The organism is Microbispora sp. H10670, from assembly GCF_014161385.1.
GTDB lineage: Bacteria > Actinomycetota > Actinomycetes > Streptosporangiales > Streptosporangiaceae > Microbispora > Microbispora triticiradicis.
Genome location: NZ_JABBWW010000021.1, coordinates 1 through 12206, shown reverse-complemented (window position 1 = coordinate 12206; position 12206 = coordinate 1). Strand labels below are relative to the sequence as shown.

The window sequence follows — 12206 nt, the reverse complement described above, 5'->3', positions numbered from 1 at the left end:
CGCGCCCTACATCCAGGCCTACAGCAAGGACCGCCTCTCCCGGTTCGAACCGTCCTGGGGCCCGGTCAGAGACCGAGCGTCTCCTTGCGCAGACGGGTCTTGAGCACCTTGCCGCCCGGGTTGCGCGGCAGTTCGGCCTCCCTGAACCAGAACCGCGACGGCACCTTGAACGCCGCGATCCGGCCGCGCAGGAAGCCGCTCAGGTCCTCACCGGTGGCCTCGGCGCCCGGCTTCAACCGGACCACCGCGCCGACCTGCTCGCCCATCTCGTCGTCGGGTACGCCGATCACGGCCACGTCGTCCACCGCCGGGTGTTCGAACAGGGCGGCCTCGACCTCGGCGCAGTAGACGTTCTCGCCACCCCGGATGACCATGTCCTTGGCCCGGTCGACGATGTAGACGAAGCCCTCCTCGTCGACGCGGGCCAGGTCGCCGGTGTGCAGCCAGCCGTCCACGAACGTCTCGGCGGTCGCGTCCGGACGGTTCCAGTAGCCGCTGATCACGATCGGCCCGCGCACGCACAGCTCGCCGACCTCGCCGGGCGGCAGTTCGGCGCCGTACGGGTCGCAGATCTTCACGTCCACCACCGCGAGCGGGCGGCCGATGCTGCCGGGCTTGGCCAGGTAGTCCCGGCCGCTGTTGTAGATGGCCAGCGCGGTCGTCTCGGTCATGCCGTACCCGTTCGCGGGCGTGCGCTCGGGAAGCGTCTCGGTGATCCGTTCCAGCAGCCTGGGCGGCGCGGGCGCGCCGCCGTACGAGATCGAGCCGAGCGACGAGATGTCGTGGCCGCCCAGGTCGGGATGGGACAGCAGCTGCCAGGCGTTGGTCGGGACGCCGCTCAGTATGGTGACGCGCTCTCGCTCGATGAGCTCCAGGGCCCGCTTGGGGTCCCACCTGTACATCAGCACGAGCCCGCCGCCGCTGAACATCGTGGTCATCAGTACGGCGAAGCATCCGGTGACGTGGAAGAGCGGCACGGTGAGCAGGGTGATCCTGCGCTTCCCGGCCGCCGAGGACACGTCTCTGCCCGCCAGGGCCACGGTGCGCATCATGGCGTACGCCACGGTCATCGGCGCCTGGCCGAGGTTGCGGTGGCTGCCGAGGGCGCCCTTGGACCTGCCGGTCGTGCCGGAGGTGTAGAAGATGGTCGCCGGGTCGTCGGGGTGGACGTCGACCGGGGGCAGCGTCACGTCGGCGCGCACCTCGCCGAGGACGCCGGCCCAGTTGGCGCCCTCCCCGCGGGCGACGATCATGGGCAGGCCGCTGCCGGACATCCGCGCGGCGCGCTCGCTGTCGGCGATCACCAGCTTGGCGCCCGAGTCGCCGAGGCCGTACTCCAGTTCCTGCTCGGTCCACCAGGCGTTCAGCGGGACGGCGACCGCGCCGGCGGCGAGCACGGCGGAGAAGGAGACGATCCATTCCGGATAGTTGCGCATGGCGAGGGCGACGCGGTCGCCCGCGCGTACGCCGTAGTCGTCCACGAGCCGGTTGGCGAGGGTCGCGACCAGCCGGAAGTGCTCCTCGTAGGTGATCCGCTCGCCCTCGTAGACGACGAACACCTTGTCCCCGTGGAAGCGGGTGATCTCCAGGAGTGCGCGGAAGGTCGCGGGGGCGTGTTTCCACGCCCGGATCCTGCTGCCGCCGACCTCGACCTCTTCCATCTCGAAGAGCTGACCGGGCGCGGTGAGCTGGGCCTGGACCTGTTCGTGCGTGATCGTCATGATGGACGTGCTCCCGGATGAATACGTTAACCGGAGGTTTCACGATACCGACCGGTAGGTATGGCCGCCAGGTGTCCACCTCGCGAAACGCCGCTTGCATGCCCATGCCTGGCGGTGCATACTCTCTACACAAGCAAGAACATGAGGTTGCCTGCATAGCCATGCAGGGGAGTCTGGGGGGCCGATGAGGGCGGCGATCGCCGGAGCGAGCGGATACGCGGGGGGAGAGCTCCTCCGCCTGCTGCTGGGCCACCCCGACGTCGAGATCGGCGCGCTCACCGCGGCGTCCAGCGCTGGCACGAGACTGGGCGCGCACCAGCCCCACCTGCCGTCCCTGGCCGACCGGGTCATCGAGCAGACTACCCCGCAGGCGCTGGCCGGGCACGATGTGGTCTTCCTCGCGCTGCCGCACGGTCAGTCGGCCGCCGTCGCGGCCGAACTCGGCGACGGCACGCTGGTCGTCGACTGCGGCGCCGACTTCCGGCTGGCCAGCGCGGAGGAGTGGACGGCCTTCTACGGAGGCGTCCACGCGGGCACCTGGCCCTACGGCCTTCCCGAACTGCCCGGCCAGCGGGAGGTCCTGCGGGGCGCCCGGCGGATCGCCGTGCCCGGCTGCTACCCGACCGCCGCGACCCTGGCGCTGTTCCCCGCCTTCGCGGCCGGGCTCGCCGAGCCCGACGTGGTGGTGGTCGCGGCCAGCGGCACCTCCGGGGCCGGCCGTGCCCCCAAGGCCCACCTGCTCGGCAGCGAGGTCATGGGCTCGGTCGGTGCGTACGGAGTCGGCGGGGTCCACCGGCACACGCCGGAGATGGAGCAGAACCTGTCGGCGGTCGCCGGGCGGCCCGTCCGCGTGTCGTTCACGCCGACCCTCGCGCCCATGAGCCGCGGCATCCTCGCCACCTGTACGGCTCCCGCCGCCTCCGGGACGACCCCCGCCGCCGTGCGGGAGGCGTACGAGGCGGCGGTCAAGGACGAGCCGTTCCTCCACCTGCTGCCCGAGGGCGTGTGGCCGGCCACGGCGATGACGGTCGGGGCGAACACCGCGGTCCTGCAGGTCGCCCTGGACCAGCGGGCCGGGCGGATCGTGGCCGTCGTCGCCGTCGACAACCTCACCAAGGGCACCGCGGGCGGCGCGATCCAGAGCGCCAACCTCGCGCTCGGTCTTCCGGAAGAACTCGGCCTTCCCACCAATGGAGTCGCCCCGTGAGCAAGACCTTCCCTTCCGAGGAGCGTGCATGAGCGTCACCGCACCCCTGGGCTTCCGCGCCGCCGGAGTCGTCGCCGGGATCAAGAGCGGCGGCGCCCGCGATCTCGCCCTGGTCGTGAACGACGGCCCCTCGCGGGCCGCGGCGGGGGTCTTCACCCGCAACCGGTTCAAGGCCGCGCCGGTCCTGTGGTCCGCCCAGGTTCTCGACGGCGGCCGGGTCAGGGCGGTCGTGCTCAACTCCGGCGGTGCCAACGCCTGCACCGGCCCTCTCGGCTTCCAGGACACCCACGCCACCGCCGAGAAGGCGGCCGAGGTCCTCGGCGACTCCGCCGCCGAGATCGCGGTGTGCTCGACCGGGCTGATCGGCGAGAGGCTCCCGCTCGACGCGCTGCTCGGCGGCGTGGGAACGGCCGCGGCCCAGCTCAGCCGGGACGGCGGGCTGGCCGCCGCGGACGCGATCCGGACCACCGACACCGTGAGCAAGATTTCCTTCCGCCGTGGCGAGGGAGGTTACATGGTGGGCGGCATGGCCAAGGGCGCGGGGATGCTCGCACCCGGCCTGGCCACCATGCTGTGCGTGCTGACCACCGACGCCGAGCTCGGTTCCGAGGAGCTCGACACGGTGCTGCGCAAGGCGACGGCGGTGACGTTCGACCGGCTCGACACCGACGGCTGCATGTCGACGAACGACACGGTGCTGCTGCTCGCCAGCGGCGCGTCCGGCGTCCGCCCCGACCTCGCCGAGTTCGAGAAGGTCGTCACCGCCGTCTGCGCCGACCTGTCCCGGCAGCTTCTGGTCGACGCCGAGGGCGCCACCAAGGCGATCGCGATCGAGGTCGTGGGCGCGGCGTCGGAGGACGACGCGGTGGCGGTGGGCCGGGCAGTGGCCCGCTCGAACCTGCTGAAGTGCGCGATCCACGGCGAGGACCCCAACTGGGGCCGGGTGGTCAGCGCGGTCGGCACGACCGACGCGGTCTTCGAGGCGGAGCGGGTCAACGTGGCCGTCAACGGCATCTGGATCTGCCGGGGAGGCGCCGCCGGCGACGACCGCTCGAAGGTCGACCTGCGCCCGCGCGACGTGACCATCACGATCGACCTGTCCGCCGGCCCGCACAGCGCGACCGTGCACACCACCGACCTCACGGCGGCCTACGTGCACGAGAACTCGGCGTACTCGTCATGAGCGTCCGACGCAACGGCGCCCTGGACAAGGCGCACACGCTGATCGAGGCCCTGCCCTGGCTCGCCCGCTTCCACGGCGCGACCGTCGTCATCAAGTACGGCGGGAACGCGATGACCGAGGAGCACCTGCGGGCCAAGTTCGCCGCCGACGTGGTCTTCCTGCGCTACGCGGGACTGCGCCCGGTCATCGTGCACGGCGGCGGGCCGCAGATCCAGTCGCACCTCGACCTGCTCGGGATCGACAGCCACTTCGTGTCCGGCCTGCGGGTGACCACACCCGAGGCCATGCAGGTCGTCCGGATGGTGCTCGTGGGGCAGGTCAACCGCGACGTCGTCGGGCTGATCAACGGCCACGGGCCGTTCGCGGTCGGCATGTCCGGCGAGGACGCCCACCTGTTCACGGCCGAGCGCAAGCACGTGACGGTCGACGGCGTCAAAGTCGACATCGGGCAGGTGGGGGAGATCGTCCGCGTCGAGGCGGGAGCCGTGCAGGCCCTGCTGGACGACGGGCGCATCCCGGTGGTGTCGTCGGTGGCCCGCGGCGACGACGGCGGGATCTACAACGTCAACGCCGACACCGCGGCCGCGGCGCTCGCCGTCGCGCTCAAGGCGTCGAAGCTGATCGTCCTGACCGACGTCGAGGGGCTGTACGCGGATTGGCAGCCTCCGGGCGAAGGCGAGGAACCGGGCTCGGGCTTGGAAGTGGTCAGCCGGATCACCGCCTCGGAACTCGCCGCGCTGCTGCCCTCGCTGTCCAGCGGGATGGTGCCGAAGATGGAAGCATGCCTGACGGCCGTGCGCGGCGGCGTCCCGCAGGCACACGTGCTCGACGGGCGGGTGCCGCACGCCCTGCTGCTGGAGGTCTTCACCGACGAGGGAATCGGCACGATGGTCGAGCCGGACGCCGGCCCGGGGACGGACGGCCGGAGCCCGGTGAAAGTCGCGAACGGCGTCGTGAGCGGAGGGGATGCCAGGTGACCGGCAACGACGAACTGCGCGAACGATTCGCGTCGGCGTTCATGCACAACTACGGGGTGCCACCCGTCGCCCTGGCACGCGGCGAGGGCTGCGCCGTCTGGGACGTGGACGGGCGCCGCTACCTCGACCTCATCGGCGGCATCGCGGTGAGTTCGCTCGGGCACGGCCACCCGGCCCTGGTCGAAGCGGTGTCGCGGCAGGTCGCCACGCTCGCCCACACCTCCAATCTGTTCCTGCACGAGCAGGAGGTGCTGCTCGCCGAGAGGCTGCGCACCCTGCTCGGGGAGCCGGCCCGGGTCTTCCTCGCCAACTCCGGCACCGAGGCCAACGAGGCCGCGCTGAAGATCGCCATCAAGTATGGCCGGACCCACGGCCGCGGCTACATGGTGGCGGCGGAGAACGGGTTCCACGGCCGCACGCTCGGCGCGCTGTCACTCACCGGCAAGCAGTCGATCCGCGACCAGTTCGGCCCGTTCCCGCTCGACGTGCGGTTCGTTCCGTACGGCGACGCGGACGCGCTCAAGAACGCCGTGACCGAGGACTGCGCCGCGGTCTTCCTGGAGCCCACGCAGGGCGAGGCCGGGGTCGTCCCGCCGCCCGAGGGCTATTTCCGCGCGGCCCGGGAGATCTGCTCCGCCACCGGCGCCCTCCTGGTCGCCGACGAGATCCAGTCGGCCATCGGCCGCACCGGGCACTGGTTCGCCCACCAGGCGGAGGGAGTCGTCCCGGACATCGTGACCCTGGCCAAGGGACTGGGCGGGGGCATGCCGATCGGAGCCTGCGTCGGCCTGGGAGAGGCCGGCGAGGTCTTCGCCAAGGGAGACCACGGCTCGACCTTCGGCGGCAACCCGGTCTCGTGCGCAGCGGCGCTGGCGGTGCTCGGCACCATCGAGCGCGACGGCCTGCTCGGAAACGCCGCGCGTGTGGGAGCGCTCCTCTCCGAGGGCATCGCCGCCGTGCGGCACCCGCTGCTCAAGGGCGTCAGGGGACGCGGACTGTGGCTCGCCGCCGTGCTGACCGCCCCCAAATCGGCACAGGTGCAGGCCGCGGCCCAGGAGGCCGGTTTCCTGGTCAACGCGCTGCAGCCCGACGCGGTCCGGCTCGCGCCGCCGCTTGTGATCACCGAACCCGACGCGCGGGTCTTCCTCGACGCGCTGCCCGGCATCCTGGAGGCCGCCGATGCCTGACGACAACCTCGTGAACACCGCCGCGCGGGTCCGGCACTTCCTGCGCGACGACGACCTGTCCCCCCAGGAGCAGGCGCAGGTGCTCGACCTCGCCGAGGCGATGAAGAAGGACCGGTTCGGTTACCGGCCGTTCGAAGGCCCCCGGGCGGTCGCCCTCCTCTTCGACAAGCCGTCGACCCGGACTCGCGTCTCGTTCTCCGTGGGGGTGGCGGAGCTGGGCGGGCTGCCGCTGATCATGGACGGCGGCACCTCGCAGATGGGACGAGGCGAGCCCGTCGAGGACACCGCGCGGGTGCTGTCCCGGCAGGTCGCGGCGATCGTCTGGCGGACGGGAGGCCAGGAGCGCATCGAGACGATGGCGGCCTACTCGTCGGTGCCGGTGGTGAACTCGCTGACCGACGAGTTCCACCCCTGCCAGATCCTCGCCGACCTGCAGACGATCCGGGAGCACAAGGGCACGGCCGGCGGGCTGACACTCGCCTACCTCGGCGACGGCGCCAACAACATGGCGCACTCCTACCTTCTGGGCTGCGCCATGGCCGGGATGCACGTCCGGATCGGGGCGCCCGCGGGTTACCTGCCCGATGCCGCGGTGCTGGACCGGGCCGCCGAGATCGCGGCGTCCACCGGGGGATCGGTCGTGGCGCTCAGCGACCCCGAGGCGGCCGCGGCCGGGGCGCACGTGATCGCCACCGACACCTGGGTCTCGATGGGTCAGGACGGCAAGGACGAGCGGGTGGCGGCCTTCACCCCCTACCAGGTGAACACGGCTCTGCTCGCCCTGACCGACCCTGACGCGATCGTGCTGCACTGCCTGCCGGCGTACCGGGGACTGGAGATCGCCGCCGACGTCATCGACGGACCGCGCAGCGTCGTGTGGGACCAGGCGGAGAACCGGCTGCACGCGCAGAAGGCGTTGCTGCACTGGCTCGTGACGCGGAGCGCGGAGGGGTTGTGAGCATCCCGCTCACCAAGGCGGCGCGGCACGCCCGGATCGTCGAGTTGCTGACCCGGCACAAGGTCCGCTCGCAGCCCGAGCTGGCCAGGCTGCTGGCGGAGCAGGGAGTGGAGGTGACCCAGGCCACCCTCTCCCGGGATCTCGACGAGCTCGGCGCGCTCAAGCTGCGGGCCGACGACGGCACTCTGGTCTACGCGCTGCCCGGTGAGGGCGGCGGCCGGATCCCGATCTACCGGGCCGGCGCCGCCAACGGATTCACCGAGAATCCCGACGCGCGCCTGCGCAGGATCGCCGAGGAACTCCTGGTGTCGGCGGAGGCGTCCGCCAACCTGGTGATCCTCCGCACGCCTCCGGGGGCGGCCCAGTTTCTCGCCTCGGCCGTCGACCACGCGGGCTGGGACTCGATCCTCGGCACGGTGGCCGGTGACGACACGATCCTCGTGATCAGCAGGAGCCCCACGGGAGGGCAGGCGCTGGCGGAATCCCTGCTCAGCCTGGCCACCCGCAGGACGCCGGACGTGACCAGGCACAAGCTCACCGCCGACGTCCATGATCACTCTCATGGAGACGAGGAAGCGTGACTGTGCGGGGCCGGTCCGTGTGCGGGGACCGGTCCACCCGTCGGCTAAGGTCGCGGATTAGTCCCGCACGAGGATCCGTCAGGAGGATCCACCACGAGGATTCATACGGAGAAACGCGCCGAGCGCTCGTCCAGGGGACGACCGGAAGGGCGTGAGATCTCCGTACGAGGGCTCCTCGCGGAAACGCACGCGGTCGCCTTTTGCCGGCGGAGATATGGAAATCGGAGGGAGAAGACGGTGGCGGACAACAAGCCGATGCGGCTCTGGGGTGGCAGGTTCGAGGGGGGACCCGCGGACGCCCTCACGCGCCTGTCGGTGAGTGTGCAGTTCGACTGGCGCCTCGCGCCGTACGATCTGCTGGCTTCGCGCGCGCACGCACGCGTGCTGCACCGCGCCGGCCTCCTGACGCAGGAGGAACTCGACCGCATGCTGGGGGCGCTCGACGATCTCGACCGGGCCTGCCGGAAGGGGGAGTTCCGTCCCACCGTCGCCGACGAGGACGTGCACACGGCGCTGGAGCGCGGCCTGCTGGAGCGGCTCGGCTCGCTGGGCGGCAAGCTCCGGGCCGGCCGCAGCCGCAACGACCAGGTGGCCACCGACCTGCGCCTCTACCTGCGTGACCACGTCCGCACGATCGTCTCCAGGCTGGTCGAACTGGAGACCGCGCTGATCAGCCAGGCCGAGGAGAACGCCGACGTCGCGGCGCCCGGCATGACGCACCTGCAGCACGCCCAGCCGGTGTCGTTCGGCCACCAGCTTCTCGCCCACGTCCACCCGCTGACCCGGGACGTGGACCGGCTGCGGGACTGGGACAGGCGCGCGGCGGTCTCGCCGCTGGGCTCCGGCGCGCTGGCCGGATCCTCGCTGCCGCTCGACCCCGCCGCCGTCGCCGCCGAACTCGGGTTCGACGCCCCCGCGCCGAACTCGATGGACGCGGTCGCCGACCGTGATTTCGCCGCCGAGTTCCTGTTCTGCGCGGCAATGATCGGCGTGCACGTCTCCCGGCTCGGCGAGGAGGTCGTGCTGTGGGCCTCGCAGGAGTTCCGGTGGATCGAGGTGGACGACGCCTACTCGACCGGATCCTCGATCATGCCGCAGAAGAAGAATCCCGACGTCGCCGAGCTGGCCAGGGGCAAGAGCGGCCGGCTGATCGGCGCGCTGATGTCACTGCTGACGACGCTGAAGGGCCTGCCGCTCACCTACAACCGCGACCTCCAGGAGGACAAGGAGCCCGTCTTCGACGCGGTCGACACCCTGCTCCTGGTGCTCCCGGCCGTGTCCGGCATGATCGCCACGATGCGGGTCAACAAGGCCAAGCTGGAGACCAGCGCGCCCGACGGGTTCGCGCTGGCGACCGACCTCGCCGAGCTGCTGGTCCGCCGCGGCGTCCCGTTCCGGGACGCGCACGAGGCCGTCGGCCATCTGGTGGTGTGGTGCCAGGTGAACGACAAGGACCTCGGCGAACTGACCGACGAGGAACTGGCGAAGGTCTCGCCGCACTTCGCGGTGGACGAGACGGGCGCGAGCGTCCGCGACGTGCTGAACGTGCACGGGGCGCTGGCCGCCCGCAGCGCCTTCGGCGGCACGGCGCCCGACCGGGTCCGTGACCAGGTCGCGAACCTCCGGGAGATCGTCGACGGCCAGGCGGCATGGGCGAACGAGAACTGATCGACGACGTCGCGGGCGAGCCGCTCGGCCGCGACTTCTTCGACCGCCCTTCGGAGGTGGTCGCCCCCGATCTCCTCGGCCGGGTGGTCGTGCACGGGTCGGTGGCGGTCCGGCTGAGCGAGGTCGAGGCGTACGGCGGCCCGGGGCAGGACCCGGCCTCCCACACCTACCGGGGGCGCACGCCACGCAACGCCGTCATGTTCGGCGAGCCGGGACACCTCTACGTCTACTTCACGTACGGCATGCACTACTGCGCGAACCTCGTGTGCATGCCCGCGGGCACCGGTTCGGCCGTCCTGTTACGGGCGGGCGAGGTGGTCGCGGGCGTGCACACCGCCCGCATCCGCCGCATGCCGCACGCCGACGGTCCCGGGATGGAGGGCCTGGCCCGCCGGGTTCCCGACCGGGATCTCGCCAGGGGACCGGCCCGGCTCGCGGTGGCCCTCGGCCTGGTGAAGGAGCACAACGGCACGGACTGCTGCTCGGGTGGCCCCATTCAGGTGCACGAGGGCCGGCCGGTGCCGTCCGGCCAGGTGAGGACGGGTCCGCGCACCGGAGTGTCCGCCGGCGCCGACACCCCCTGGAGGTTCTGGATCGACGGTGACCCCACCGTCTCTCCGTACCGCGCGCACGTCCCCAGGCGCCGTGGCCGAGCCGCGCGCTGACGCGTCGCCAAGAAGTGGCGATAGGGTTCCGTGATCAGGCAGGCTTGTACGGAAGCCCGTACACCCACCATCGATAAGCGAAAGCCACGACCGTGACCGTAACTTCAGGCAATATCGTGCCGACGTCGGAGATGGGTGACATCCTCGACGAACTCGAGTGGCGCGATGTGATCGCGCAGACCACCGACATCGACGCGCTGCGCAAGGCGCTGGCCGACGGTCCGATCACCGTGTATGCGGGCTTCGACCCGACCGCGCCCTCGCTGCACGTGGGCAACCTCGCGACCCTGCTCATCCTGACCCGCTTCCAGCGGGCGGGACACCGCCCGATCGGGCTGGTCGGCGGCGCGACAGGCCTGATCGGGGATCCGAGCGGGCGCAGCACGGAGCGGGCGCTCAACTCGAGCGACATCGTCGCCGAATGGGTGTCCCGCATCAGGGTGCAGGTGGAGAAGTTTCTCACCTTCGAGGAAGGGCCGACCGCGGCCACGCTGGTCAGCAACCTCGACTGGACGGCCGAGCTGAGCGCGATCGACTTCCTGCGCGACATCGGCAAGCACTTCCCGGTCAACCGGATGCTCGCCAGGGAGTCGGTCTCCGCGCGGCTGGCCGGTGAAGGACTCAGCTACACGGAGTTCAGCTACCAGATCCTGCAGGCCAACGACTACCTGGAGCTGTACCGCCGGCATGGGTGCACGCTCCAGCTGGGCGGCAGCGACCAGTGGGGCAACATCACCGCCGGTGTCGATCTCATCCGGCGGGTGGAGAGCGCCCATGTCCACGCGCTCACCGGCAAGCTGATCACCAAGGCCGACGGCACCAAGTTCGGCAAGACGGCCGGCGGCGCAGTATGGCTCGACCCCGCGCTGACCTCGCCCTACGCGTTCTACCAGTACTGGCTCAACGCCGACGACCGGGACGTCGTGCGGTTCCTCAAGGTCTTCACCTTCCGTACGAGGGAGGAGATCGAGGAGCTGGAGAAGGCGGTGGCGGAACGGCCGGCGGCCCGGGCGGCGCAGCGCGCGCTGGCCGAGGACCTGACCACCCTGGTGCACGGCGCCGACGAGCTCGCCCGGGTGATCGCGGCCTCGCGTGCGTTGTTCGGGCAGGGTTCGCTCGCGGAACTGGACGCCCGCACCCTGGAGTCGGCTCTCGCGGAGGTGCCGAAGGCGGTCGTCCCCGCCCTGGGGGCGTCGTACGTCGACCTGCTCGCGCAGAGCGGGCTCGTCGAGTCCAAGTCCGCGGCGCGCCGGGCCGTGAAGGAGGGCGGCGCGTACCTGAACAACACGAAGATCACCGATGAGGAGTACGTGCCCTCCGCGGAGGATCTGCTGCACGGCCGGTTCCTCGTGCTCCGCCGCGGCAAGAAGACGGTCGGCGGCATCGAGGTCGCCTGATCGTCGGTACGTCGATCGCTTGGAGCCGTCCCGGCCGACCGGTCCGGGGCGGCTCTTTCGCGGTCAAGGTTCCTTGTGGCGCAGGTAACAATCTTGTGGCCTTGGCGGCAGCGATGGCCAGAAGTCGCTGTCTGGCCTGGGGTTTTGGCCATCTCGGCGTGATTTGACGGCCGGGCGGACGTTGCCTAATGTTTTCCTCGTCCCCGGGGAGAGCGGGACGCCGAGAGGCGGCCGGACCCCAACGGGCAAGCCACTCCGACAACCACCCAGACGAGGCGCTCGCGCCGGGTCGGGGTCGTCTGCGGCACGGCGGAACCGAGAGGTTTGACGTGAGGCAGGCGAGGGTTTAAGATGGAGTGGTTGCCCCGAAAGGGGAAGGTCACTCTGACAAGAGCATCGGCCGAGATCGCATGACTCGCTTCGGGTCTGTGACACGGTGATCGCCGAAGAGTCGGCCGGACGGAAGTAATCGCCCTGGATCTCGGGACCCGTCACGGGTTTCGGGTGATGGTGGTCGCGTCCGTTTCTTGAGAACTCAACAGTGTGCTAAAAGCCAGTGCATGAATCATGCATGACCCCGTCACCGTTGATTGGTGGCGGATTCCTTTGACGGTGCCTTTCCTTAGCCGGGGGGTGCCGGCCAGGGGTGACACTTTTCAGAC

General features: G+C 70.9%; 10 protein-coding genes. 9 read left to right on the top strand and 1 reads right to left on the bottom strand.

Going from position 1 to position 12206, the window contains the following annotated elements; all coding sequences use genetic code 11:
• Positions 1-65: 65 nt before the first annotated feature.
• On the bottom strand, positions 66-1721 hold the full coding sequence (locus HHX33_RS25570; RefSeq protein WP_182876834.1) for a class I adenylate-forming enzyme family protein: 1656 nt from the start codon (positions 1719-1721) through the stop codon (positions 66-68).
• Between the two features lie 184 nt (positions 1722-1905).
• Between HHX33_RS25570 and argC the strand changes: the two genes are divergently transcribed.
• From argC to tyrS, 9 genes are all read left to right on the top strand, one after another.
• Positions 1906-2928, top strand: a complete 1023-nt coding sequence (gene argC, locus HHX33_RS25565) for an N-acetyl-gamma-glutamyl-phosphate reductase (protein ID WP_182876833.1) — start codon at positions 1906-1908, stop codon at positions 2926-2928.
• Positions 2929-2956: 28 nt separating this feature from the next.
• The gene (gene argJ, locus HHX33_RS25560; RefSeq protein ID WP_117408337.1) at positions 2957-4111 is read left to right on the top strand and encodes a bifunctional glutamate N-acetyltransferase/amino-acid acetyltransferase ArgJ; all 1155 of its coding nucleotides are present in this window, start codon (positions 2957-2959) and stop codon (positions 4109-4111) included.
• On the top strand, positions 4108-5088 hold the full coding sequence (gene argB / locus HHX33_RS25555) for an acetylglutamate kinase (RefSeq protein WP_117408338.1): 981 nt from the start codon (positions 4108-4110) through the stop codon (positions 5086-5088). Before argJ ends, argB begins: the two co-directional genes overlap by 4 nt.
• Positions 5085-6275, top strand: a complete 1191-nt coding sequence (locus HHX33_RS25550) for an acetylornithine transaminase (protein ID WP_182876832.1) — start codon at positions 5085-5087, stop codon at positions 6273-6275. Before argB ends, HHX33_RS25550 begins: the two co-directional genes overlap by 4 nt.
• Positions 6268-7233, top strand: coding sequence for an ornithine carbamoyltransferase (argF, locus tag HHX33_RS25545; protein WP_182876831.1), 966 nt, complete (start codon positions 6268-6270; stop codon positions 7231-7233). Before HHX33_RS25550 ends, argF begins: the two co-directional genes overlap by 8 nt.
• Positions 7230-7814 (top strand): arginine repressor, encoded by a 585-nt coding sequence (locus HHX33_RS25540; protein WP_117408341.1) that lies wholly within the window; start codon positions 7230-7232, stop codon positions 7812-7814. Before argF ends, HHX33_RS25540 begins: the two co-directional genes overlap by 4 nt.
• A 255-nt stretch (positions 7815-8069) precedes the next feature.
• On the top strand, positions 8070-9482 hold the full coding sequence (gene argH, locus HHX33_RS25535; RefSeq protein ID WP_182876913.1) for an argininosuccinate lyase: 1413 nt from the start codon (positions 8070-8072) through the stop codon (positions 9480-9482).
• Positions 9464-10147: a DNA-3-methyladenine glycosylase gene (locus HHX33_RS25530; protein WP_182876830.1), complete on the top strand. Its 684-nt coding sequence runs from the start codon at positions 9464-9466 to the stop codon at positions 10145-10147. Before argH ends, HHX33_RS25530 begins: the two co-directional genes overlap by 19 nt.
• A gap of 131 nt (positions 10148-10278) precedes the next feature.
• Positions 10279-11544: a tyrosine--tRNA ligase gene (tyrS, locus tag HHX33_RS25525; protein ID WP_117408343.1), complete on the top strand. Its 1266-nt coding sequence runs from the start codon at positions 10279-10281 to the stop codon at positions 11542-11544.
• The last annotated feature ends 662 nt before the right edge of the window (positions 11545-12206 follow it).